This is a genomic window from Pseudobacillus sp. FSL P4-0506 (assembly GCF_038003025.1).
In the GTDB taxonomy this organism is placed as follows: domain Bacteria; phylum Bacillota; class Bacilli; order Bacillales; family Domibacillaceae; genus Pseudobacillus.
Genome location: NZ_JBBOOI010000001.1, coordinates 2,748,618 through 2,772,776, shown reverse-complemented (window position 1 = coordinate 2,772,776; position 24,159 = coordinate 2,748,618). Strand labels below are relative to the sequence as shown.

Sequence of the window (24,159 nt, the reverse complement as noted above, 5' to 3'; positions counted from 1 at the left end):
GTACATTAATAATGAACTTCTTTATAGAAAAGGATGACGTACATGAGCGATTATATTTTAACGGGGGCGACAATTTTTGCAGAGAACGAGACTATCTCTGATGGCTTTATCCGTGTAACTAACGGAAAAATTGCTTCATTTGGCCGCTGCAATGATGGCGAACAATCCCCAGAAATGCCAGTCATTCAGCTTCCAAAAGATAGCCTGATCATTCCAGGGGCGGTCGATATTCATATTCATGGAGCTGGAGGAGCCGACGCGATGGATGCCACGGAACAATGCTTGCAAACGATATCGTCAGAATTGCCAAAGGAAGGCACCACCTCCTTTTTGGCAACAACCATGACCCAATCACAGGATGCTATTCAAAAGGCCATACAAAATGCAGGAACATTTCGACCTGACCGTCCAGGCTATTCAGAGATGGTTGGCATTCACCTGGAAGGGCCTTTTATTTCAAAAAAACATCCCGGCGCCCAGCCAAAAGAAGCGATTATGCTTCCTGACGCCTCCTTGTTTGATCAATGGCAACAGATGGCAAACGGCCGGATTCGGCTGGTAACAATGGCTCCGGAGGAACCTGGTGCTATCAGCTTTGTTCAATCCCTTGTACATTCCGGCATCACCGTATCTGCCGGACATACAGATGCGACATATGAACAGCTGCTTGAAGCTGAGTGTGCTGGTGTTAAGCACGTTACCCATTTATATAATGGCATGCGAGGCATGCATCATAGAGAGCCTGGAACAGCTGGCGGGGCTTTGCTCATCGATAGCTTGTTTATAGAAATGATCGTCGATGGCATTCATATTCATCCCGAAATGGTCCGGCTTGCTTTTCGCCAGAAAACCGCTGACAAAACTGTGCTGATTACCGATGCTATGCGGGCAAAGGGGCTGAAAGACGGGCAATATGAGCTTGGCGGCCAGCCTGTCGCTGTCGAGGGAGGAAAAGCTACTTTAGCCGATGGTACGCTAGCGGGAAGTACGCTAACGATGAATCAGGCGATCAAGAATATGATGAGCTATACTGGCTGCTCGATCCGCGATATTATAAAAATGACAGCCGAAAATCCCGCCCGCCAAATTGGAATATTTGATCGTAAGGGCAGTATTGCTTTGGGGAAAGATGCGGATCTAGTCGTATATAATAAAGATTTAGATATCCAGTGGACCATTTGCCGCGGTGAAACGGCTTTTTTACAGGAGGATTTTTTATGATTAATAAGCAGTCCCCCTTGCCTATTTATTTTCAAATTGAAACGATGATCCGCCAGCAGATCGAACGTGGCGAGCTAAAACCGGGAGAGGCTCTTCCTTCTGAGAGAATCTATGCGGAAGAATTCGGCATTAGCCGCATGACTGTCCGACAAGCTATTACGAATCTTGTCATAGCAGGTCTTCTATACAGAGAGAAAGGGCGTGGCACATTTGTCGCTGAGAATAAAATGGAGCAGCATCTCTCTGGCCTGACAAGCTTCACAGAGGATATGAAAAAGCGCGGCCTTACGCCAGGAAGCCGATTGCTTACATTTCAAATAGCGCCGGCCCCAAAGAAAATTGCTGGCCGTTTGCAAATTAAAGAAGGCGCGCCTATATACGAGGTTACCCGTCTTCGCTTGGCAGATGATGTGCCGATGGCTTTAGAGACACTGTTTGTTTCCACAGATCTCGTTAAGGATCTGAATGAAGAGATTGTCATCAGCTCTTTGTACGAATATGTGGAGGGAAAGTTGAACTTAAAGATCGGTCATGCCCTTCAATCGATAGAAGCGATTTCTCCTGGTGAAAAAGAGCGGGAATATTTGCAGGTTTCAAAAGATGTGCCTGTTATGCTGATGGCTCGGCACACTTTTCTGGAAGACGGCCGTCCATTAGAATATGTACAATCATCTTATCGGGCAGACCGGTATAAATTTATGATTGAAATTAAACGATAAGAGGATGAGTGCAATGTTTCTTGCTTATATGGAAAAAGTAGCGCATTTGTTACAGGAGACTGCCCAAAAACAAGCAGACAGTGCTCAGCAAGCTGCTCACACGATTGCCTCCTCTATAAAAAATGGCGGGATCATTCATGTGTTCGGCTGTGGTCATTCACATATGCTTGCTGAAGAACTCTTCTATCGGGCCGGCGGACTTGCTTGCATCAATCCAATTTTTATCGAAGAGTTAATGCTTCATAAGGATGCCGTCCGTTCTTCTTCGTTAGAACAGGAGCAGAACTTCGCCTTCTCATTTATGAAGGATATTCCGATCCAGCAAGGCGATGTTTTCATTGCTGTGTCTACGTCGGGCATCAACCCCGTTCCAATTGATGCACTGCTTTATGCTAAGAAAAAAGGAGCTGAAACACTGGCACTGACATCGCTTGCTTACTCTGAGCAGGCGTCTTCCAGGCATAAAGAAGGCATCAAGTTGTTTGAGGTGGCCGACCTGGTCATTGATAATGGTGCTCCTTATGGAGATGCGATTCTTGCGCATCCGCATGCCGATGCAGAGTTTGCCCCTGTTTCAACTGTCATGGGAGCCGCATTATTAAATGGGATTATGGCTGAAGTTATTTCTATACTTGCTGACAATAACTATAAGCCACCTATTTTTAAAAGCAGCAATGCCGGAGACTCAAAAGAGCATAACCACTCTTTAATTCAACGCTATTCACCGGTTATAAAACTATTCGAAAATTAAATCAGGCTGTTCTGAAAATATGTCTGTTTTCAGAACAGCCTGATTTAGTATTCAGAAAAGTCCAATTTGCAGCTCGTGAATCAGTTTTTTGTAGTGGGCGGCTTCCGATTTTCCGGCAAGCGCCGCCAACCTTCCTGCTACCTGCTCTTTTATTTGCTCTTCTATGTCCTTTCTCGCCTGTTCTAAAAGCTTGCCATAGAACGGGAGAAAGCTTGCTTTCATATGCTCCTCTTCCTCACGGATATACTGGTGAACAGGCGGGATAAGTGTTTTCTCGATTTCATCCCTGATTTGTTTGTTTCCATCTTCTGCAAAAAATTGCAGAGGCGTTTTGTATTCCTTAAACAGAGAAGTAAATAAGCCTGAATGTATTTCTTGAAGACCGGGTTCAAAAAATAAATCCGGCGCTTTTTCTACAATTGTTTCCTTCAAGTCAACCGATGGCAGCAGCTGTTTCATTTCCTTCTCAAGCGATCGATAAAGCTCATCCATCCTTTTTTGCATAAAGATTTGGAATCGAAAAGCAGCAGTCCTCATTTCTTGCGTCATCTCCCCGGCAACAAATCGAATGATTTCATTCGTCATTCGGTGCAACGCGGTGAACGTGTCATCAAAAGCATCAAAAGCCGCTGGACTAAAGATCAGCTTAAATTCATCATTATAGCGATAGAAGAGGCGCTGTCTTGCATAAAACAGCAGCTCTTTAATTTCTTGTTGAAAAGCCTCCTGCTCGGCTGTAAACGACCGATTCTTTAAGTAAAGAAGTGCTTCCGTCAATTGTTGGGAAAGTCGCTGGCGATAATTTTGTTGTTCTGTTTCGTCTGCTTCAGCGAGCCGAAGCCGCCGTTTCAACTCGATCACGGCCTCGTCGGCATCCAACTCTGCCTGATGCAGTACGGCAACGGCCAGTGCCTGCTTTGTAAAAGGGTAAAAATAATGCTCGAACAAAGAGAAACCCGATAATTCCAGTGCCTGCTCAACCGGCATATACTCATTTTCCGATAAATTCAAAAGAGCTTCATACTGTTTTTTATCTTCTGCCGTTAAAGAGTGAGCGGCCCCTCTTTTGGACAGCAATGCCAAATGACTTGACACTGGGAAGATGCGCGCTTGCCGAATTCCATTTTTTTCTAAATTTCGTTCTACATGGTGAAGCACATCGAATAAGTCGCTTTTCGTTGCAGCAAGATCAGCAGCATTAACGATAAAAAACATTTTATCTTTCTCGATAAAATTCTTCATTTGGCCGAGTTGTGTTAAGAAAGCCTGATCTGCTCGCGAGAAAGCATGATTATAATAGGTAACAAATACGATAGAGTCTGCACTCGTTATATAATTAAAAGCCATTTCTGTATGCCGGGCATTCATGGAACCCGCGCCAGGTGTATCGACAAGAACCATCCCCTGCTCTGTTAGCGGAGAGGAATAGTAAAGAATAATACGTTCAACAAAACAGGCCTTTTCCTCCATGCTGACAAATTCAATGTAGCTCTCTGCCGTTCTGTGTGCTGTCTGTCCGAGATACTGTTTCATTTCTTTATAGCCCGCGAGAGCGGCACGCAGAAAGGCAAACTGTTCAAGTGGCAAAGCGGTAAGCGGGCTGAACCACTCGTCCTCTTCTTCCCCCTCTCCATTCCCCTCCTTTCCCGGCGCCAGCTTCTTTTCTACCAGCTCATCATGCTTCTGTAAAAGCAACTGTAGACTTTCTATGCTGCCAACCGTTTTTCCGCTTAGCTCTAGCGCCTGATTTATATCTTTAAGCAGCTGGTCTTCTGTTTTAAACAACAGTATAACTGTTCCGTGGGAATGCTCGGCATCAGGCATACGAATTTCATTGATCGCCGCTGTCGTCGGATTGGGGGACACTGGCAAAACCCGCTCACCTAACAAAGCGTTCGCAAATGATGACTTGCCAGCACTAAACGCGCCAAATAAAGCAATAGTGTATTCATTTTTTTCCAAACGCTCAATTCGTTGATGAAGCTTTTCCATTCTCTGTTCCATGTAATTAGCCTGCGACAAAAGGTGGGCTTTTCTTTTTACCTCCTTAATCCGCTCGTCTAGATTAATAGAAACAAAAGCCGTTTCCTCAGATCGGCTGCTCCACTCTCTAGCGGCTTCACCAATAGAAACGAATGGCTTTCTTTTTTGACTGGCTAGTGGTTTTGTCTTTTTAAAAGCCTGAAAAGGTTTTTTCTCTACTTTTTCCTGGCCGCGTACAGCGAGGATAGAAAAGATGTTTTCATACAACTCTGTTTCGTTTGCTTTTAACTGTTCCCGCTTTTTCCAATCCTCCATTTTTTGATATATCTCTTTCTCTTCTTTAGCAAGCAGAACCCGCTTCTTGCGGTTATTTTCCTTTGCCTGTGCTTCCAGCGGTTCAACGAAAGCAGCAAATGCCTGGCGGTACAGGGTCTTCATTTCGGAAGTGACGTCCTTCGCATAGTTTAATACGTAATCATCTGTAAGCATTGCTCCACTTTTGACGAGCCTTACGAGCAAATCTGGAGAAAACTGGACTTCGCATTGGCGAACTCTCTCTCTGAGCTCATCATTTATTACATCAAATGAGGTTAGCAGCTTGATAACCTCTTCTTTAAAGGGGATGTCAATGTAAGACAGCCTATTCTCGTTTAGTGTTTGAAACAGCTGCTGCAAGCGCCATTCTTTTTCTTTTTTTGTTCGTTTGCGGGAAAAGAAGCCGCGCACTTGAAAGGAAAGTTCACGGGACTCTAAAAATTGGCGCACAAAAATGCGCGCATAATAATCTAAAAGCTTGGCATTGTTAAAAACAGTTGACAGCATTTGATCAAACAGCGGAATAAACAGATTGTCCCGCTCTCTTATCGCTTCTTTTCGCTCATTGAACTCTCGGCGTTCTTCTTGAAGCTGCTGAAAAGAAGCCGTACCTATAAGCCGCTCATCATATTCCTCAAGCTCGGTTCTTGTTTTTTTCCGCTGCTTGTGAAAAAAGCTCATGGCAACGACTAGTGCTTCCTGTAGTACATGAGCCGTGATTTGCTGTTGCCGGTCAGCGATTTTTCCCGACAAAAGAGCTTTCAATTCGCTCAGTTGGTTATAAGCATGGTCTGCCTCTTTTAACGAAGTGAAATAAAGGCCGTTATATGAAAGGCGATGCTCAGCAAATGATTGCTGAATACGGCTTAAAAATTCAGTAAGCGACAGTTCACTTGCTATGTGTTTATCGATTTGGTTAACGATTAAATAGTTTTCTTTTCCTCTCTCCGCAAGCTGGCGATTAAATTCAAAGTTTACAGGAGATTGCACATGATTATAGTCCATCATGTAAAAAACAAGGTCGGCCAAGTGAAGCTTGGACAAAGCACTTACCCGGTGAGCATCGTCTGTTGAGTCAATTCCAGGCGTATCAAAGATGGCAACTCCTTCAGGCAACTGGCCTGTACGATGGGATATTTCCACTTCTTCTACTATATTGCCGTTGACGCAATATGCTTGAATGTCACGGATATCGTAAGGGTAAGGGAACACTTTTATAGTCCCATCCTTAAACCAAACCTTCGCATACGGCTCTCCTTCTTTTACCTTGACAATATTGGCGCTTGTCGGAATCGGACTGGATGGCAGCAAGCTTTCTCCCATTAATTCATTGATCATGGAAGACTTTCCGGCTGAAAAGTGGCCATAAAAGGCGATGATATACTCCATGTTTTCCAGTTTTTCGATCAGTTCGGCACATATATAGGCACTTTGCTGGTCACCGTACTTTAAAAATAAAGCATGAAGCTGCTCTAGTTTTGGCAGAAGCAAGGCGCGGGTTGGTTTCTGGTTAGCGAGCCAGTTTTTTAATTTCTCGGTTAACATGCAGCATCCTCCTTTCTGCTTTCAGCGGTATTTTATTTACGCACTCCCCCTATGTAATCTCGGCTTCTTTGCCTATTTCTGGATAGGTTTCTTTTAAAAATGCTACGGATTGTTTGATTAATACTTTTAAAACATCAACATTAATATCGGCTAATTTATTAATATAGACGCATGCTTTCCCAGTAGTATGTTTTCCGAAGCTTTTTAACAGTTCCTCACGCTTTGTGTCACCCGGTGCAAAATACAAACTTATTTTAGCTTTTCGAGGTGAAAAGCCAACTAACGGTGCGTCTCCTTCATGGCCGGATTTATATTTATAATGATACGAACCGAATCCAATAATGCTCGGCCCCCACATTTTTGCTTCAAAACCCGTCGTTTCGGTAAAAATATCTAGTAATTTATACGCATCTTCCCGTTTTTTGGGGCTTTCAATAGCTTCAATAAACTCAATCACATTGTTATCCGTTTCCTTTGTTTTTAACTCATACATATAGAGTCACTCCTATATTTTTAACTTTTATACAGTCAAAGCGAGTATAACTGCGGAAGTGCAGGTCGCTTAGCTACACCAGCTGTAAATTAATCAACTAACGTAATCAGAAATATCGTCTCCAATTTCCAGTGCGCTACGATAAAGATTTCTCTATCAATCTTTATTACTCCTTTATTAAGCGCAAATTCTCAAGTTAACAGTCTATATGAGAAAGCAGGAAAGAATCAAACGTTCTCTACGCCCCGTTGTAAATGGCAACGTGACCGGCTTGGCATTTTAGCAGCCCTTAATAAAAAAATTTTCTGAACAGACTCGCAGCTCTTCTACAAATATAAGAATAAAAAGCGGGTTTCGGCAAATCCTCTCTCTGCACAAAAAAACAGGAGCTGAATTTAATGGATCAGCTCCTGTTTTATGTGTTTATTAGTAACTGGCCGAACTATTTTCAACAGGAATGGACTGTTTGTAAAAGCGCGGCGCTGTCTTTTTCAAAAATAGTAGTACAGCTGACGTAATTAACATTTCCGGAAGCAAATAAGAAAGGTTGTACAAGAAAGAATAAACGGCGACCGGTGTTCCTTCCGGTGCCGAACTGCCGAACCAGACGACGCCGGAAACGAAGTGGCAGATAAAACGAAACACAGTACCTAACAATAGACCGGCAAAAATACGGCCCGTTGTAACTGGTTTATGGAAAACAGCAAGGCCTCCGAGTCCGAGTACAGCATAAGCAAGAGGATAATCCAACACGAGCTGCACTGGATGCACAACGTATCCACCTGTCATTAAGCTGATCAGCCCAACCAATAGACCTGTAATAAAACCAGCCTGCCAGCCGCGGCGAAAGGCCATGACGAATATTGGCACCATGACGAGGGAGATAGAACCCCCGAATGCCCAAAGAGCGCCAAACTCGACATAGCTTAATATAAGCGATAATCCTGCCATGACAGCAATTTCGATCATCGTAACCAGTTTGTTTCTTTCCATAAAAAATCCCCCTTTTCTTATCCAAAGGGGTGTACGGATACAACGGATTCTTCCGCTTATGCGAATATTTCCTGTATCTGTCACACTTTCCCTACGCTGGTACTAACCAGATCAGGTTCTTAGAGTTGAGGATGGTTCCTCTCTCAGTCTAACGACACCCCTAGTGGACTTATTGCTCTTACTATAGCATAACTATAAGGAAAATGAAATACGGGGAATCATCTCCGGTGCTTTACAGTAGTAAAAGATGGCTAGATTTTTAGAGTGACTTTCATAGGAAATTATCCATCATCTCAGCGATTTCATAAAAACTGGACTCTGCCTCTCGGCTTAGTTGTGTTACTGTCTGTTCCACATGAAAGGATTCTTTCGACTAAACGATACAATCTTATAAGGGCCTATTCATATTCTCTTCCCTCTTTTGGATGTGCCTGACTCTTTTTATTTAAAGCGTATATCTTACTCTCTTATTTCATATACGTAAGTGAATATCAGGCGAAGCATCTTTTCATAAATACTTGTTTTAAAAATATATAAAATCAGGTGAGCCGATGAATCATATTGTTAAGAGCGGTGAAACATTGACGTCTATTGCAGCGGATTACCGCATTCCTGTTTCTCAATTGATTGCAGCCAATCCGGGGATCAATATTCATTCTATCTATCCCGGCCAGCAGCTGCGTATCCCGGGACTTCCTGATCCTTCTTCTCTTCCTTATTCAATTAGCGTTTCATTGTCACAGCGCAGGCTAACCTTATTTCGTCAGGGGAAAGTACAAAAAGTCTATCCGGTGGGGGTTGGTAAAATGCTGACTGAAACGCCAACTGGAGATTTTGTTATTATTAATAAAGCACCAAACCCAGGCGGCCCATTCGGAACGATGTGGATGAGTTTATCGAAGAAATCTTATGGCATTCATGGAACGAATAATCCTTCTTCTATCGGCAAGTTTGTCTCTAAAGGCTGCATTCGCATGTATAACCGTGATGTAGAAGAACTGGCTAGAACCATTCCAATCGGTACTCCAGTTCGCATTAGACCTTAAATCGCTGAAAATTCATCTGTTGCATGTTTGAAAACAAGCAAAGGGGGGCATAACGAAACAGTAAAGGAGGAATGACTGATGACAGAAGAAAATCACGCGATTCATAAAGACGGGGAACTGCAGCCGGATATGGTGGATGATACACTTGAACGGATAAGCCCCGAAAGAATGGACAGCATTCTTGAGAATTTCAATTCCTTTAAATCTTATTTGAAAAAAAGAATAGAACTCGCTGAAAAGATCGGTTTAAATGAAGAGCAACTGGCGATTGCTACAGAAAAAATTGCCGACTATCTGGCTGATCATGCCGAGCCGAAAAACAGAGAAGAGAAGCTTCTTCAAGAGCTTTGGAATGTCGGGACACAGGATGAGCGTCACCACCTAGCTCATATGCTTGTTAAATTTGTGGATCAAGAATAGAGTGGTTCTCTTTAGTGCAAACGAAGCACTATTTACGATAAAAGCCTGATATGGAGCAATCTTATATTTAACAGTCAATGAAAAAGCCTCTATGCATTCAGGGGCTTTTTCATTTGTTTCTGATCCTTCTTCTCCCTCCAAATCTTAGAAGAAAAGCGCTTTAATCAGGTTGGCATGTTGTCTCTTACTTTTGATATGGGGATGAGTTCTTCTCTTTCCACTCACTAGCTAACACTCCATAAATAACATGGCCTCCACAATGATTGTATAACCATTCGGCTTGTCGGATCGTCCCCTCTTCTACAAACCCTAACCGTTCAGGAAGGCTTCTGCTCTTTGTATTGTCAGGAGCAGCGATCAAAGAAACTTTTTCAAAAAGAATGTAATAAGGGCCTCTCCCTCGTGACAGCTTGGGTTTACTCGAATGAGCTTGAAACCCGTCTCCCTATTTAATGCTATATGAGCTGAGGCATAGAGAGTAATAAAAAAAGAGAAGCGAATCGCTTCTCTTTTAAGGTGTACCGGTCCTTTAGTTTTTCTTTGTCATCAAACTCTATCAGTTTTTGGAAAAATTTTTATTTTACTTCGGCATACTGTTCTACTTCAACTGTCCAGTTGAATGGATCTTGTTCCTTGCCGTTTTGAATACCGGTAATAGAGCTGTACAGCTTTTTAGCGATTGGACCAGTTACACCCTCGTTAATGACCATCTTCTCATTATTCCAGAATAATTCTCCGATTGGAGAAATAACCGCTGCTGTTCCTGTGCCAAAGGCTTCTTCTAACTGTCCAGCCTTATATGCTTCACGAATTTCTTCCATAGCAATGCGGCGTTCGGTTACTGTCAGTCCCCAAGATTTTAAAAGCTCGATGACAGAGTTTCTTGTGACACCTTCTAAAATACTGCCATTCAAAGCAGGTGTGATAATTTCTCCGTTGATTTTAAAGAAGACATTCATGCTGCCTACTTCTTCAATGTATTTCTTTTCTAAGCCATCTAACCACAAAACTTGAGTATATCCTTGACGTTCAGCCACTTCCTGCGCCTTTAAGCTGGAAGCATAGTTACCGGCTGTTTTCGCTTCTCCTGTCCCTCCGGCAACCGCACGAACATATTCGCTTTCAACCAGTATTTTTACCGGATGAATGCCTTCTTTGTAATAAGCACCAACCGGCGATAAAATAATGATAAATTTATAGTGGTTTGATGGCGCTACTCCAAGAAACGGCTCGGTAGAAATGATGAATGGGCGAACATAGAGAGACGTGCCTTCTGCACTCGGAATCCAGTCTCTTTCTACTGAGATTAATTGCTTTAACGCTTCCAAAGCAAAGTCTTCATCCACCGAAGGAATACAAAGACGCTCATTGGAGCGATTCAAGCGTTCAAAATTTTTCTTAGGACGGAATAATAGCACTCGATTGTCTTCAGTAAGATACGCCTTTAATCCTTCAAACACAGTCTGCCCATAATGAAAGACCATGCAGGCTGGATCTAATGAAAGTGGTTGGTAGGGAACAATACGTGGATCGTGCCAACCTTGCCCTTCCGTATAATCCATAATAAACATATGGTCCGTGAATATTTTTCCAAAGCCCAGTTCTTCTCCTTGTGGCTTTGGCTTTCTTTCAGGACTTAAGTTGAGTTGGATAGTATGTTCTTTCATTCGCACTGTCTCCTTGCTGTATATGAATTTGGTGAAAAGTAAAGGGATAAATAATTATATACGTACCATTTTACAATTTTTTAGAATCTTTTCACAATAGTTTAGTGCAAAATTATTGTAAAACATTTTCATTTTTTTGTCCAACCAGATTTTTCTATTTCAAAAGTCCTTCCTCTTTTAAAAATTCCTCCGCCACCTTTTCTGCTTCTTGATTCGCTACATTCACTTTATAATTCATCTCTCGCATCTGCTCATCGGTCACTTTTCCTGCCAGCTTATTTAGTGTCTGTTCAACCTCCGGATACTTTTTCAATGTTTCCTCTCTTAACAATGGGGCTCCTTGATATGGTGGAAATAGATGGAGGTCATCTTCTAACACTGTTAAATGGAACTGTTGCAGCTCACTATCTGTAGAATAAGCATCTATTAAATTAATATCTCCCGACTTGATAGCCTGGTAACGCAGCTTGGGCTCCATCGTTTTGACGAATGGAAAATGGAGATTGTATTTTTTTTGAATGCCACGGTAGCCATCTTCACGATCAGAAAACTCTAATGTAAACCCTGCCTTCATTTGTTTTTCCACTTTTTTTAAATCCGAGATTGTTTTTAAGCTCAATGTTTGTGCTGTTTGATCCGGCACGGCTAATGCGTAAGTGTTATTGTAAGCCATCGGGCGAAGCAGTACCATATCATACTTTTCAAGCAAACCGGTTTGCGCTTGTCGATACACCGCTTGCCGATCTGTGCTCTTTGCTTCCTCCTTTAAAAATTCAGAAAGAGCCGTTCCTGTAAATTCCGGGTAAATATCAATTTCTTTCGCACGCAGAGCATTAAAGACAAAAGATGTTTTCCCGAGCCCTGGTTTTAATTCCACTTGCAGATCGGTATCTTGTTCAATGAGCAGTTTGTACATATTCATTAATATTTCAGGTTCACTGCCCAATTTCCCAGCAATAACAAGCGTCTCCTGCTTGTTTTTCATGAGGGATGGGGCCAGCAGGAGTACACAAGCTGCCAGAACAGCTATCCCCGTCACCATCAGTGAGCGCTTAAATGAAGCTCTCTCTGCGGCCTTCAGCACAATATCAAAGAAGATAGCAAGCAACGCGGCTGGGACAGCTCCAAGAACGATCAAGGAGGCATTATTGCGGTCAATACCGAGCAGAATAATATCGCCAAGCCCCCCTGCTCCGATTAAAGCTGCCAATGTGGCCGTTCCGACAATTAACACCATGGCTGTCCGGATGCCTGCCATCATCACCGGCATAGCGAGTGGAAGCTCCACTTTGATTAACTGTTGATGGTTTTTCATTCCCATCGCTCTGGCGGCTTCAGAAAGTGAGGGATCAACCCCGGTAATCCCCGTGTATGTATTACGAAGAATGGGAAGCAGAGCATAAATAACCAGAGCGATAATGGCCGGCAGCCGACCGATTCCAAATATCGGGATCATTAATCCAAGCAAAGCGAGTGATGGAATGGTTTGAAGAACGGCAGTCATGCCGATAATACTTTCTGCGGCCTTTCTATGCCTCGTTAAATAAATGCCAAGGGGAATAGCGATCAGTACCGCGAAAAACAGGGAAATCAGAGAAAGTTGTACATGCTCAAGCAGCGAGTGCAGCATGTCCGCCTTGCGTTCATTAAAAACAGCGATAAAGTTATCCATGTGTCCGTCGCTCCTTCAGCCTGTCCGATAAATAAGCAAGGGCTGATTGTCTCGTAAGCACGCCAATAATTCTCCCGTCTTTTTCGACTTGGACCTGTTCGGCTTGCAGCAACAGGTCAATCGCTTCTTCTAACGGCAAGGTTGCCTGAATCGTCCGGATCCCTGGCTGTTTTACAAGAACGAGTTGTTTTTCAAGAGCCTGTTCAGCTGTGAGTGTTCCCAGTGTGAACGGGCGAGCTGTACCGATAAACTGTTCAATAAACTGATTGGCCGGATCGTTAAAGATCGCCTCCGGGGTGTCGATCTGAACAATTTCTCCCTCTTTCATTAAACAAATTCGATCTCCTAGCTTAAAGGCTTCCTGCATGTCATGGGTCACGAACACAATGGTTTTATGAATGCGTTTTTGCAACTCAACTATATCATCCTGCATTTTCTCCCTGCTGACTGGATCCAAAGCGCTGAATGGCTCGTCCATTAATAAGATGTCCGGATCGGCGGCTAAGGCGCGAGCCACACCTATTCGCTGCTGTTGGCCGCCCGATAATTCTGTTGGCTTTCGATCTCTATATGTATGGGGGTCCAGTCCTACCATGACTAAAAGCTCATCTATCCTCTTCTTTATTTGGGGCCGGCTCCATTTTTTTAATTCCGGTACCACAGCAATGTTCTCTTGGACTGTCATGTGTGGAAACAGAGCAATCTGCTGAAGAACATAACCGATGTTCCAACGGAGCTCATGAATATTATAATCATTTATATTTTTTCCGTTGATAGCAATTGTGCCCTCTGTCGCATCAATTAACCGGTTAATCATTTTCAAAGTCGTTGTTTTTCCGCAGCCGCTTGGGCCGGCCAGAATAAGAAACTCTCCTTTGCGTATGGATAAATCAATAGATTGAACAGCTATGGTCCCATCAGGGTATTTTTTTGAGACCTTTTCAAATTGAATCATATTCACTCCTCTTTTCTCTTTTTCCTAATTATTTCCCTAACTATTCATACTAACAAACTCTTCTTTTTCATCAAATGAAAAGGCCCGCTGCAAGCAATCAAGTAAGATGAATGTTCCGCATGATCAGGTAAGCAACTGTAAGAACAAAAAAGCCGACTTCCTTAAAGGGATCGACTTTTTTATTCTCAAATGGCCTTGCTCTTTTCTTATTTCCTGCGTTCTTTTATTTGCTGCAGAATTGTCTTCTTGAAGTCAGCCAACGAAACCATTTTCGATTGTTGCTCTCCATACTTTCTGACGTTTACTGTCTTCTCTTTCACTTCGTTGTCTCCTAGCACTAGAATGTATGGAGTTTTCTTTATCTGGGCTTCTCTTATTTTGTATCCGATTTTTTCCTCGCTTTTATCAGTTCTCGCTCTTATTCCTGATTGCTTTAATTCGGATTCAACTTTCAAGCAATGGTCGAGATGAACCGATGAAACAGGGATAATTTCGACTTGAGTCGGTGCAAGCCAAACAGGAAAAGCACCTGCAAAGTGTTCAATTAAAATGCCAAAGAAACGATCAATGGAGCCAAACACAGCACGGTGAATCACAACGGGACGGACCTTCTCGTTATGTTCATTAATATAGGTTAAACCAAATTTCTCTGGCATTTGGAAATCCAGCTGGATTGTGGCACATTGGTGGCTTCGCTTCAAGGCGTCTTTGATATGGAAATCAATTTTTGGTCCATAAAACGCTCCGTCCCCTTCATTTATCTCGTAATGAATCTCTAAGCTTTCGAGGACATTTTTCAATGCTCCCTCAGACATCTCCCAAAGGTCGTCAGTGCCGAGTGAATTCTTTGGACGAGTGGAAAGCTCCACTGAATACTCAAAACCAAACGTGCGATATACCTTGTTAATCAGAGAAAATACTTGCTTAATTTCACTCTCGATTTGATCCTCTCGCACGAAAATATGAGCATCATCCTGGCAAAACGTACGGACTCGGAACATTCCGTTTAAGGCACCACTATATTCATGTCGGTGGACTTGACCGAACTCAGCGAAACGAATGGGCAGATCTCGATAAGAGTATAGATTATTTTTAAAAATGAGCATGTGACCCGGACAATTCATTGGTTTCAGAGCAAATCTAGCATGATCCACTTCAGAAAAATACATATTTTCGTGATAATGATCCCAGTGACCGGATTGTTCCCACACCCGCTGATTCATCATAAATGGTGAGCGCACTTCGTCATAATCGGCACTCTTTTGCAGCTCCCGCAAAAATGCCTCTAGTTCATTCCTGACAATTTGGCCTTTCGGTAGATAAAACGGCATGCCGGGTGCTTCTTCAGAAAACATAAACAGTTCCAACTGTTTTCCTAATTTGCGATGGTCTCGCTTTTCTGCTTCTTCCAAGAAATTCAAATACTCCTCTACCTCTTTTTCTCTGTTAAATGCTACACCGTACACCCGTTGGAGAACGTCATTTTGACTATCGCCCCGCCAATAAGCTCCCGAGACACGAGTTAGTTTGAATGCCTTGATCAATCCTGTAGAAGGAAGATGCGGACCACGGCAAAGGTCAATAAACTCTCCTTGTTGGTAAAGAGTGATCTTCTCACCCTGTCCGATCTCCTTTAATATTTCTAACTTGAATGGTTCTTCTCTTTCTTTAAACAGCATTTCAGCTTCTTTGTAAGACACGTCGATTCGCTTGATTGGTAAATTCTCTTTTACAATGTTCTTCATCTCTCTTTCAATCGCAAACAAGTCCTTTGGAGTCAAGCTATGATTTAATTTCATATCATAGTAAAAACCATTTTCAATGACTGGCCCTATTCCTAATTTCACCTCTCCATAAAGTCTTTTCGTTGCCTGTGCCAATACATGAGCCGATGTATGCCGCAAAATAGACAATCCTTCTTTAGAGTGCAGTGTTAAAATAGAAAGCTCCACATCTTTTTGCAGATGATGACTTAGATCTACCAACTCCCCATCTGCCTTTGCTGCAACTGCATTTTTCCCCAGGGAGAGGCTGATGGAATTGGCTATAGTCTCCACTGTTGTGCCTTTCGCAAATTCCTTTATGTTTCCGTCTGAAAGTGTAACTTTGATTTTTTCCTTGCCTATCATCCTAAACACTCCTTTTAAAAATAAATAAAAAAACACACCCATCCCCCAACAAGGGACGAGTGTGCATTAACCCGTGGTTCCACCCAACTTCCCATAAGCTCAATAGATGGCTTATGGCTTTGGTGCTGTAACGTAGCATAGACGGCATTGGATACTTCAAGTTCCCCAATACAGCTTAAAGGCGGTAAACTATTTCCCTAAGCTAGGAAGATTTCAGCCTGTTCTTCCCTCTCTGAAAGCCGTAAAAATAATTCGTGTCCTTCTCATCGCAGTAATCCTTATTTTTTTGTTGGTAAAATAAAAAAACACACTCATCCCTCAACAAGGGACGAGTGTGTATTAACCCGTGGTTCCACCCAACTTCCCATAAGCTCAATGGACGGCTTATGGCTTTGGTGCTGTAACGTAGCATAGACGGCATTGGATACTTCAAGTTCCCCAATACAGCTCAAAGGCGGTAAACTATTTCCCTAAGCTAGGAAGATTTCAGCCTGTTCTTCCCTCTCTGAAAGCCGTAAAAATAATTCGTGTCCTTCTCATCGCAGTAATCCTTATTTTTTTGTTGGTAAAATAAAAAAACACACTCATCCCCCAACAAGGGACGAGTGTGCATTAACCCGTGGTTCCACCCAACTTCCCATAAGCTCAATGGACGGCTTATGGCTCTGGTGCTGTAACGTAGCATAGACGGCATTGGATACTTCAAGTTCCCCAATACAGCTCAAAGGCGGTAAGCTACTTTCCTGCGTTAGGAAGATTTCAGCCTGTTCTTCCCTCTCTGAAAACCGTAAAAGTAACCCATGTCCTTGTCAGTGCTTTTCGCAAATTTAAACAGTTCATTTGAAATTATGTTACATACTACAACAAATGATCATAAATGGCAACACTATAATTTTAAATTTCTAGTCTCTCGATCTTTTTCATTAAGCCTCATTCGGACACACGACGGGTGGTTTCCCCCAATATCGAAATAAAAAGTTAATCTGACTTTAACTTAGAATAAAGATTAAGATCGACGAATTTGTCTTTCACTTTCTCACATTGTCTCAGTGTTCCTTCGAAAGTGAAACCTAGTTTTTTTAGCACTTTAATAGAATTGACATTTTGAGGCTCCACTTTAGCTTCCACCCTATTAAAGTTTAACGCGTTAAAGGAGTAATCAATCAAGGCTGATACGGCTTCTGTTGCATAGCCATTTCCCCAATGCATTCTAGCTATGTCATAACCAATTTCAGTTTTGGCATTATCAAAATCCAAGGAATTGTAACCGCAAGAGCCGATAATTTCATTGGATAGCACCTCAACAATAGAGAAACGAACCGCTTGGTTATCTTGAGATAACTTTTCAAGATAAGTAATCATTTCTTTCGCCTCATCTTCATTGGTGAAATGCTGGATATTCATGAATTGAGTTACTTCAGGATCAGCCCATATTTTAAACAAGCTTGATGAATCGGCAATCGTCATTTTTCTTAAATGTAACCGTTCTGTATACAAATCTTTAATCAATACTTTTCCCTCCTAAGGTAAATTGTCGGTGAGTTAAAAATATTGATATCTGCGCATAATTCAGTCCCTTCTGTTTATTCCTTGATTATTATACAGGTTTTTACGGATTATTCCATAAAAACCATCTAAAAGAAATTCAAGACACTATTTAAAATCAGTGCCTGGCAGCCGGATTTCTACTTTTGTGCCTTTTCCTTCCTCACTCTCAAAGAAGATTTTGCCTTTGTGATGCTCGATAATTTTGAAGCTAACCATTAATCCTAGGCCCGTTCCTTTTTCTTTATTAGAATAGAACGGTTCTCCCAGATGCGGGATACGATCTTGAGAAATGCCAATGCCATTGTCGGATACTTCAATGCAAATAGAACCATTGGCCGCCTGTTTTGTACAAATGGTTACCTTTCCTCCATCGGGCATTGCCTCAATGGCATTTTTAATTAAATTTAAAATGACTTGCTTCATCTGCTTCTCTTCGACTCTGACTAAAGGCAGCCCTTCTGCTAACATAGGAACTAATTCTACCCCATAGAGTACAGCTTCGGGCCCCATGAAGGCAATCGTATCTCTTAAAATGCTGTTAATGTCCTTTTCGGTAAAAAACATTTCTTGATTTGGCTTGGCGAGCATTAAAAATTCCTGCATGATTGACTCAATTCTATCAAGCTCGGAAAGAATAATTTGGCTGTATTGATGATGAGTTTCTTGTCCCCACAACTGAGTAAAGCCTTTAATAGCGGTTAAGGGGTTTCTTACTTCATGAGCAATGCCAGCCGCAAGTTGTCCGACTGCACTTAATTTATCTCTCTTATTCAATAAGATTTCTTTCTCTTTTAAGCTGGTAATATCTTGTGTGATCACAATGACCCGGTTTTCAAAGCGCTCATCAATGATCTTACGCGATCGAAGCCAGATAACAGAGCTATCTTTGTGAATAGCCTGGTATTCAATTTCTGCTCGTTCTCCGTAAACTTCTTCTCTGGCAAACTTTTTAAATCTCTCCTGGTCTTCCGGATGAATAACTGATATGAAGGAGCTGAGGTCTTGATAGATCTTACTTTTTGGATGTCCTAGCACTTTTTCATAAGAAGGGCTGATATAAAGGAGCCGGTTCGTAAAACGGTCGTATACGCAAAAAATATCGTTAATATTTTCTGAGATGTCGAGGAATTTTTTTTCGTTTTCTTTTAATTCTTCTACTTTTCGATCTAATAAGAGGGCTGTTTCAATTTTTCGAGTAATATTTCTTGTGACGCAAACCGCAGCGGTGAATTGTCCATTGGCATCCAATACAGGTGACATAGAAATTTTCATATGAAGAAAAGAACCCTCTTTGTGCCGGCGAATCGTTTTAAAATGGTGGACGGTTTCTCCAGACATGAGCTTTTGTTTTAAAAAGCTAAACTCACCTTCTAAATGTATGGGAACGACTGGCAGAAGGTCCTCCTGTATTTCATTTAATTTCCAGCCGTATTCTTGTTCAAATGCCTCATTTACAGCAATAATTTTCCCATTCTGATCAAAGACACATAGAGGATCACAAACTGCTTTTAAAAAAGCGTTACGCCAACTATTACATTCAACTGGCAAATGATTTGATAAAATGGATTCTGTTTCATTGGTTTTCACTTCTATCCTCTCCCCCTTATTACTATGTCTAAAATTCTTTTATTTTTCATCAAAAACCTTTCAACAAATGGCGAGTTTTTATGACAATTTCCAATATGAATGTAGGTGCCCAGATTCCTTTTTACACAATTCTCAGCGAATGAACTATAATAAAGACAAACATATCGTAAAGAAGAGGTGCCGCTATGGAAATAAAGCAGTTATTTGAATACTTTCAAGAACGGACGCCAGCCATTTTAGGCAGTGAAAATTTTACGAAGTTTGCTGTTCTTCTTCCCCTTGTTGAAAAAGAAGGAGACATCCATGTCCTGTTTGAAGTGCGCTCACATAAGATGCGCCGGCAGCCCGGAGAAGTTTGCTTTCCGGGTGGAAAGTGCGATCCGGAAGATGAAGACGAGCGCTTCACTGCAATACGCGAAACGGCAGAAGAACTTGGCGTTATACCCTCAGATATACACCATACTTTTCCGCTTGATTTTATGCTATCCCCTTTTGGTACTATTATCTTTCCGTTTGTGGGAGCGTTGCCGACCAGCCAATTAAATACTAATCCAGAGGAAGTAGAAGAGGTGTTCACTGTCCCGTTGGATTATTTATTGAAAGCTGTCCCAGACTGCCACTCGATTAACTTTAAAGTGGAACCGGAGGAAGGCTTTCCGTTTGATCTCATCATCGGGGGGAAAGATTATAATTGGCAGGCACGCCCAATGGATGAATACTTTTATTTTTATGAAGACCGGATTATTTGGGGATTAACAGCACGCATTCTTAAACATTTCCTAGATATAGTCAAAAAGTCCGGAGTCTTTTGTGAGCCTCCTCCTCTTGACAAATCAAAAAAATAATAGATAATTATGAATAATCATGAATACTTAAACGATCAAGGGATTAGTAAACACGTGAAAGGCGCCAGAGAGTGGGACCCACCGGCTGAAAGGTTCCTCGCCGGCAGCTGTTGAACCTGCCCTTATTAAGCATCGCTTATGACAACATAAGCCGTTTTCCCTCGTTACGGGGTTTAAAGCGGGCGCTTCTATGCGCCAATAAAGGTGGTACCGCGGAACAGCATGCCCTCCGTCCTTTTTAAGGAGGAGGGGCATGCTGTTTTTTTTATATACGAGAAAAGGATGATGGATTGTGAAGAAATCACGGGTTGTTGTGAAGATCGGCAGCAGTTCCCTGACGGATGAACAAGGAAATATTGTGGAAGAAAAAGTTCAAGACCATGTGTCTGCAATCGCAAAGCTTCGTGAAAATGGGCATGAAGTCATAGTCGTTTCTTCTGGAGCCATTGCCGCGGGGTTCCGGTCTCTTGGCTATAACTCTCGGCCTAAAGCAATAGCCGCCAAGCAGGCAGCGGCAGCGGTTGGGCAAAGCTTGCTGATTCAGAAGTATATTTCCTTGCTTGCTCCTTTTGGCCTCGTTGCTGCTCAAATGCTGTTAACGAAGGAAGACTTTTACAGCCGCGGTCGCTTTCATAATTTTTATACTTCGATGTCGGAATTATTGCGGGCAGGCGCTGTTCCGATTATTAACGAGAATGATTCTATTTCCATTGAGGAGCTTACTTATGGGGATAACGACATGCTGTCTGCACTTGTGAGCGGTTTTACCCAGGCGAATGCCTTGATTATCCTTACCGACATTGATGGGCTTTATGACAGCAATCCTGTTCATAACCCCGAAGCAAAACGGTTTCACTTTATTCCTGAAGTGACAGATGACCTGTTGTCGTATGCTGGTGACAGCAGCACTTCTATTGGTACCGGAGGAATGAGGTCAAAGCTCTTAGCAGCAAAAAAAGCGCTATCTCTTGGAGTGCCAGTGTTTGTTGGCAACGGCACAGGCAAGGAGAAGCTGATGGATATTCTTGAAGGAAAAGGAGCAGGCACATACATTGGCGCTCCCTTCAAAAGTCATATGCAAATGAAAAAACAGTGGCTGGCCCATCATGCAAAAACAAACGGAGCGATCGTAGTAGATGAAGGAGCCGAGCAGGCGATTCTTTCAAGAGGAAAAAGCCTACTGCCCGTTGGCGTTCTATCTGTTGAAGGCTTGTTCCATGCCATGGACGTGGTCACGGTCTTAAATCAAAAAAGAGAAGTGCTCGGCAAAGGACAGGTTTTTTATTCTTCTGCAGACCTTGAAAAAGTGAAAGGTCAGGCTGGTGCACAAGCGCGGCATTATTCTATCAATGAACGGGCTGAGGTCATTCATCGTGATAATTGGGTAACTACAAAAGTATTTATTTAACAAAGAGAACGGAGTGGAGATAATGGGAGAATTACTGGAGAAAGCAAGGCTATTAAAGACGGCTTCTTATCAAATGGCTATGTTGGATGAAGCAGAAAAAAACGAGGCGCTAGAAAGAATAGCTCAAGCGTTGCTTGCCAATGCAGATTTTATTTTACAGGAAAATGCCCGGGACATGGAAGATGGAACAACTGCCGGATTTGTTCCACCTTTACTAGACCGACTGCAGTTAACGGAGGAACGGATCGGCCAAATGGCTGATGGCGTCCGACAATTAATTAAGCTAAAAGACCCAGTTGGCGAAACAACAGAACAGTGGACGCTTGAAAATGGATTAAATATTCGGACAGTCCGCGTGCCGCTCGGCGTGATCGGCATGGTGTATGAGGCACGGCCGAATGTTACGGTTGATGCCGCAGCTCTATGCTTAAAAGCAGGCAACGCAGTCCTGCTCCGCGGGAGTTCCTCTGCAGCTCGGTCCAATCTTGCATTGGTAAAAGTTATGAAAGCTGCTTTGCAAACTTCTTCGATTCCAGAAGATGCACTGCAATTGCTGGAAGACACAAGCAGAGAAACAGCGACTGAAATGTTCCGCTTAAATGAATACTTGGATGTGCTCATTCCACGGGGCGGAGCAGGCTTAATTCAGACTGTGATCAAACAGGCGACCGTACCTGTGTTGGAAACTGGTGTAGGAAATTGCCACGTCTATATTGATGGCAGCGCAGAGAAAGATATGGCCATTGCCATTGCAGAAAATGCGAAGCTCCATCGACCTTCTGTCTGCAATGCAGCTGAAACGTTATTGATTGATATACATTGGCCTTACCGAAAAGAGCTCTTGCACACAATCGCCGAAAAAGGCGTTGAGCTGCGCGGATCGGCTGATTTGGCAGAGGAATTTTCATTTGTTAAACAAGCAGAAGAAGAAGACTGGCACACTGAGTATCTAGCTCCGATTCTTGCTGTAAAAACAGTGACAGGTGTCCGAGAGGCTATTACTCATATTCAAACATATGGAACGAAACACTCAGAAGCGATTGTGTCAGAGAACAGAGAACATGTGCAAACATTCTTCCGGGCAATTGATGCCGCAGTTCTTTATCATAATGCTTCCACTCGTTTTACAGACGGTGAACAATTTGGATACGGAGCAGAAATCGGCATCAGTACCCAAAAGCTTCATGCCCGTGGGCCAATGGGGTTAAGAGCCCTTACGACAGTAAAGTCACTCGTAGAAGGAACCGGACAAATTAGACATTGATGAAAAAACCGGCCGCTCTAATTTTGGGCTGCCGGTTTTTTCTCTCCATTTACAGGAAAGCCATATGAATGTAGTTGCTTTCCTGTAAATGAAATCCCTGTTTAACGAGCGCTTCCCACATATAGCGATCCAGTGAATAAGGACTCTTTTCCTGTAATTCGGCCACCTTTTCTTTGTCAAGCGAGAATGTATATAAATAGTCCTCAATGATAAAAGATGCATAAATGACTTCTTCATACTCATTCCAGTCAAACAGCAAAATAGCCTCTTGTCCCCAATCATTCAATTGTACATCCATGCAATTTATCACATGGTAAAAGTAGCTCTCATTACTCATCATCTTTGCTAGATAGCCTCTAAGCATCCCAGAAGTATTCATCCAACTCCTCCATTTCCTGTTTATTATTGTCATGAACTATATAAACTTCCTATTCCCTCTCAGAGGCCTTTTAATCCAAGTAAACCTACTTTCTTTAAAACAGAAGGTTTGTTCATTAGGCGTGTGGATATACATTCCAGTCGCTGAGCGTTATCGGGCCTCCCTCATAAGAACCATAATAGAAAAACGGACAGAAAAAGGGAATTCCCTTTTTCTGTCCGTTGGTTTCTCTTTATTTTAGTTCTTGAAGGATTAGCTGTTCCCCCTCCTTTTTGTAAGTGAACGTGATGTTTGTTCCTTCTTCCATTTGATCAAACTTCTTCATCATGTCACTGTCAGGGGCAACCTGGAAGGATTGTGGCTGTCCATCCACTTCAATTTCTACCGTATGTGGGTCGGCCATGCCATTGAAAGTTCCTTTTGCTTCAATGTTTGTGTCATTGCTGCTTGCCGCTTTTAACTCCTGAAACACCAATTGTTCCCCCTCTTTTTTATAAGTAAACGTGATGTTTGTTCCTTCTTCCATTTGGTCAAATTTCTTCATCATGTCACTACCAGGAGTTACTTGGAAGGATTGTGGCTGTCCGTTTACTTCAACTTCCACTGTATGCGGATCAGCGACACCGTTAAACACTCCCTTTGCTTCAATAATTGTGCTGGCGCTGTCTTTTTTAGCGGTAATCTTTTTCAATTCTTGAAGGATCAGCTGTTCCCCCTCTTTTTTATAGGTGAACGTGACGTTTGTCCCTTCTTCCATTTGATCAAATTTCTTCATCATGTCACTGTCAGGGGCAACCTGGAAGGATTGCGGCTGTCCATCCACCTCAATTTCTACCGTATGTGGATCGGCCATGCCATTAAATACACCTGTCGCTTCCGTTATATTAGCAGCTGGCTCTTTGGGTGCAGCTGGCTGCTTGTCCGCATTATCCGCATTGTCTGTTTTGTCTGTATTGTCCGCTGGCTCCTCTGCCGGTTCTGGCGATTGAGTTGTTACCTCTTTATCTACCGGCTTCTCTGTTGTTTCTTCTGCGGAATTATCTGCAGGCTTCTCTGTAGACTGTTCTTTCGTTTCTTTTTCTGAACAAGCCCCTAATATTCCTCCAGTGAGCAAAACAGCTCCCAGGATTGCAGACCATTTCTTCATAGATAACTCTCCCTTCACTTACTTCTCTTACAGCCTACATTGTAACATACATGGAATTTTTCGCTAACTATT

Annotated in this window: 19 protein-coding genes, 1 pseudogene, 1 riboswitch and 2 other annotated features; of the genes and pseudogenes, 8 read left to right on the top strand and 12 right to left on the bottom strand. The window is 42.5% G+C overall.

Features of this window, described 5'->3' with window-relative positions:
- The first annotated feature begins 42 nt into the window (after positions 1 to 42).
- Genes nagA through MKZ02_RS13965 form a run of 3 tightly spaced genes read left to right on the top strand, consistent with a single transcriptional unit; the run spans position 43 to position 2,691 of the window.
- The gene (gene nagA, locus MKZ02_RS13975; protein ID WP_340854094.1) at positions 43 to 1,221 is read left to right on the top strand and encodes an N-acetylglucosamine-6-phosphate deacetylase; all 1,179 of its coding nucleotides are present in this window, start codon (positions 43 to 45) and stop codon (positions 1,219 to 1,221) included.
- Positions 1,218 to 1,940, top strand: coding sequence for a GntR family transcriptional regulator (locus MKZ02_RS13970; protein WP_120031326.1), 723 nt, complete (start codon positions 1,218 to 1,220; stop codon positions 1,938 to 1,940). Before nagA ends, MKZ02_RS13970 begins: the two co-directional genes overlap by 4 nt.
- Before the next feature lie 13 nt (positions 1,941 to 1,953).
- A complete protein-coding gene (locus MKZ02_RS13965) occupies positions 1,954 to 2,691 on the top strand; it encodes an SIS domain-containing protein (protein WP_340854093.1) in 738 nt (245 codons plus the stop codon).
- 51 nt (positions 2,692 to 2,742) lie between these two features.
- On the opposite strand, the gene MKZ02_RS13960 is transcribed toward MKZ02_RS13965, so the two are convergent.
- From MKZ02_RS13960 to thiT, 3 genes are all read right to left on the bottom strand, one after another.
- A complete protein-coding gene (locus MKZ02_RS13960; RefSeq protein ID WP_340854092.1) occupies positions 2,743 to 6,534 on the bottom strand; it encodes a dynamin family protein in 3,792 nt (1,263 codons plus the stop codon).
- Between the two features lie 49 nt (positions 6,535 to 6,583).
- The gene (locus MKZ02_RS13955) at positions 6,584 to 7,027 is read right to left on the bottom strand and encodes a DUF1801 domain-containing protein (protein WP_340854091.1); all 444 of its coding nucleotides are present in this window, start codon (positions 7,025 to 7,027) and stop codon (positions 6,584 to 6,586) included.
- A gap of 426 nt (positions 7,028 to 7,453) precedes the next feature.
- Positions 7,454 to 8,020, bottom strand: a complete 567-nt coding sequence (gene thiT / locus MKZ02_RS13950) for an energy-coupled thiamine transporter ThiT (RefSeq protein ID WP_120031335.1) — start codon at positions 8,018 to 8,020, stop codon at positions 7,454 to 7,456.
- Positions 8,021 to 8,090: 70 nt separating this feature from the next.
- Positions 8,091 to 8,192: riboswitch (TPP riboswitch) on the bottom strand.
- A gap of 379 nt (positions 8,193 to 8,571) precedes the next feature.
- On the opposite strand from thiT, the gene MKZ02_RS13945 reads away from it, so the two are divergent.
- Both MKZ02_RS13945 and MKZ02_RS13940 read left to right on the top strand, forming a co-directional pair.
- Complete coding sequence (locus MKZ02_RS13945; RefSeq protein ID WP_120031337.1) at positions 8,572 to 9,066, top strand: L,D-transpeptidase family protein; 495 nt, start codon at positions 8,572 to 8,574, stop codon at positions 9,064 to 9,066.
- A 78-nt stretch (positions 9,067 to 9,144) separates the two neighbouring features.
- Positions 9,145 to 9,486, top strand: coding sequence for a DUF3243 domain-containing protein (locus MKZ02_RS13940; RefSeq protein ID WP_120031339.1), 342 nt, complete (start codon positions 9,145 to 9,147; stop codon positions 9,484 to 9,486).
- A 184-nt stretch (positions 9,487 to 9,670) separates the two neighbouring features.
- Here the strand turns inward: MKZ02_RS13940 and MKZ02_RS13935 are convergent.
- The 7 genes and pseudogenes from MKZ02_RS13935 to MKZ02_RS13905 all read right to left on the bottom strand — a co-directional run.
- A pseudogene (locus MKZ02_RS13935) lies at positions 9,671 to 9,841 on the bottom strand (GNAT family N-acetyltransferase); the annotation flags it as partial.
- 220 nt (positions 9,842 to 10,061) lie between these two features.
- Positions 10,062 to 11,153, bottom strand: coding sequence for a branched-chain amino acid aminotransferase (locus tag MKZ02_RS13930; RefSeq protein ID WP_340854090.1), 1,092 nt, complete (start codon positions 11,151 to 11,153; stop codon positions 10,062 to 10,064).
- A gap of 154 nt (positions 11,154 to 11,307) precedes the next feature.
- Positions 11,308 to 12,825 carry an ABC transporter permease/substrate-binding protein gene (locus MKZ02_RS13925; protein ID WP_340854089.1) on the bottom strand — a complete coding sequence of 506 codons (1,518 nt, stop codon included), beginning with the start codon at positions 12,823 to 12,825 and terminating at the stop codon, positions 11,308 to 11,310.
- A complete protein-coding gene (locus MKZ02_RS13920) occupies positions 12,818 to 13,780 on the bottom strand; it encodes an ABC transporter ATP-binding protein (RefSeq protein ID WP_340854088.1) in 963 nt (320 codons plus the stop codon). The genes MKZ02_RS13925 and MKZ02_RS13920 overlap by 8 nt, the downstream gene beginning before the upstream one ends.
- Positions 13,781 to 13,986: 206 nt before the next feature.
- The gene (gene thrS / locus MKZ02_RS13915) at positions 13,987 to 15,909 is read right to left on the bottom strand and encodes a threonine--tRNA ligase (RefSeq protein ID WP_340854087.1); all 1,923 of its coding nucleotides are present in this window, start codon (positions 15,907 to 15,909) and stop codon (positions 13,987 to 13,989) included.
- Positions 15,910 to 15,957: 48 nt separating this feature from the next.
- Positions 15,958 to 16,185 (bottom strand) — a binding site (T-box leader).
- A gap of 45 nt (positions 16,186 to 16,230) precedes the next feature.
- Positions 16,231 to 16,458, bottom strand: a binding site (T-box leader).
- A 429-nt stretch (positions 16,459 to 16,887) separates the two neighbouring features.
- Complete coding sequence (locus MKZ02_RS13910) at positions 16,888 to 17,418, bottom strand: GNAT family N-acetyltransferase (RefSeq protein WP_340854086.1); 531 nt, start codon at positions 17,416 to 17,418, stop codon at positions 16,888 to 16,890.
- A 144-nt stretch (positions 17,419 to 17,562) separates the two neighbouring features.
- Positions 17,563 to 19,044, bottom strand: a complete 1,482-nt coding sequence (locus MKZ02_RS13905; protein ID WP_340854085.1) for a PAS domain-containing sensor histidine kinase — start codon at positions 19,042 to 19,044, stop codon at positions 17,563 to 17,565.
- Between the two features lie 185 nt (positions 19,045 to 19,229).
- Between MKZ02_RS13905 and MKZ02_RS13900 the strand changes: the two genes are divergently transcribed.
- The 3 genes from MKZ02_RS13900 to MKZ02_RS13890 all read left to right on the top strand — a co-directional run bounded on the left by MKZ02_RS13900 (position 19,230) and on the right by MKZ02_RS13890 (position 22,561).
- Complete coding sequence (locus MKZ02_RS13900) at positions 19,230 to 19,889, top strand: NUDIX hydrolase (protein WP_340854084.1); 660 nt, start codon at positions 19,230 to 19,232, stop codon at positions 19,887 to 19,889.
- A gap of 292 nt (positions 19,890 to 20,181) precedes the next feature.
- Positions 20,182 to 21,297, top strand: a complete 1,116-nt coding sequence (gene proB / locus MKZ02_RS13895) for a glutamate 5-kinase (RefSeq protein ID WP_340854083.1) — start codon at positions 20,182 to 20,184, stop codon at positions 21,295 to 21,297.
- 22 nt (positions 21,298 to 21,319) lie between these two features.
- Positions 21,320 to 22,561 (top strand): glutamate-5-semialdehyde dehydrogenase, encoded by a 1,242-nt coding sequence (locus MKZ02_RS13890; protein ID WP_340854082.1) that lies wholly within the window; start codon positions 21,320 to 21,322, stop codon positions 22,559 to 22,561.
- A gap of 49 nt (positions 22,562 to 22,610) precedes the next feature.
- Here MKZ02_RS13890 and MKZ02_RS13885 read toward each other — a convergent pair whose 3' ends face one another.
- Positions 22,611 to 22,940, bottom strand: coding sequence for a hypothetical protein (locus MKZ02_RS13885; RefSeq protein WP_340854081.1), 330 nt, complete (start codon positions 22,938 to 22,940; stop codon positions 22,611 to 22,613).
- A 232-nt stretch (positions 22,941 to 23,172) separates the two neighbouring features.
- Positions 23,173 to 24,087, bottom strand: a complete 915-nt coding sequence (locus tag MKZ02_RS13880) for a hypothetical protein (protein WP_340854080.1) — start codon at positions 24,085 to 24,087, stop codon at positions 23,173 to 23,175.
- Positions 24,088 to 24,159 lie beyond the last annotated feature (72 nt).

Excerpts from the sequence above, each read along its gene's own strand:
- nagA (WP_340854094.1), top strand. The coding sequence starts at position 43 with ATGAGCGATTATATTTTAACGGGGGCGACAATTTTTGCAGAGAACGAG.
- MKZ02_RS13970 (WP_120031326.1), top strand. The coding sequence starts at position 1,218 with ATGATTAATAAGCAGTCCCCCTTGCCTATTTATTTTCAAATTGAAACG.
- MKZ02_RS13965 (WP_340854093.1), top strand. The coding sequence starts at position 1,954 with ATGTTTCTTGCTTATATGGAAAAAGTAGCGCATTTGTTACAGGAGACT.
- MKZ02_RS13960 (WP_340854092.1), bottom strand. The coding sequence starts at position 6,534 with ATGTTAACCGAGAAATTAAAAAACTGGCTCGCTAACCAGAAACCAACC.
- MKZ02_RS13955 (WP_340854091.1), bottom strand. The coding sequence starts at position 7,027 with ATGTATGAGTTAAAAACAAAGGAAACGGATAACAATGTGATTGAGTTT.
- thiT (WP_120031335.1), bottom strand. The coding sequence starts at position 8,020 with ATGGAAAGAAACAAACTGGTTACGATGATCGAAATTGCTGTCATGGCA.
- MKZ02_RS13945 (WP_120031337.1), top strand. The coding sequence starts at position 8,572 with ATGAATCATATTGTTAAGAGCGGTGAAACATTGACGTCTATTGCAGCG.
- MKZ02_RS13940 (WP_120031339.1), top strand. The coding sequence starts at position 9,145 with ATGACAGAAGAAAATCACGCGATTCATAAAGACGGGGAACTGCAGCCG.
- MKZ02_RS13930 (WP_340854090.1), bottom strand. The coding sequence starts at position 11,153 with ATGAAAGAACATACTATCCAACTCAACTTAAGTCCTGAAAGAAAGCCA.
- MKZ02_RS13925 (WP_340854089.1), bottom strand. The coding sequence starts at position 12,825 with ATGGATAACTTTATCGCTGTTTTTAATGAACGCAAGGCGGACATGCTG.
- MKZ02_RS13920 (WP_340854088.1), bottom strand. The coding sequence starts at position 13,780 with ATGATTCAATTTGAAAAGGTCTCAAAAAAATACCCTGATGGGACCATA.
- thrS (WP_340854087.1), bottom strand. The coding sequence starts at position 15,909 with ATGATAGGCAAGGAAAAAATCAAAGTTACACTTTCAGACGGAAACATA.
- MKZ02_RS13900 (WP_340854084.1), top strand. The coding sequence starts at position 19,230 with ATGGAAATAAAGCAGTTATTTGAATACTTTCAAGAACGGACGCCAGCC.
- MKZ02_RS13890 (WP_340854082.1), top strand. The coding sequence starts at position 21,320 with ATGGGAGAATTACTGGAGAAAGCAAGGCTATTAAAGACGGCTTCTTAT.
- MKZ02_RS13885 (WP_340854081.1), bottom strand. The coding sequence starts at position 22,940 with ATGAATACTTCTGGGATGCTTAGAGGCTATCTAGCAAAGATGATGAGT.
- MKZ02_RS13880 (WP_340854080.1), bottom strand. The coding sequence starts at position 24,087 with ATGAAGAAATGGTCTGCAATCCTGGGAGCTGTTTTGCTCACTGGAGGA.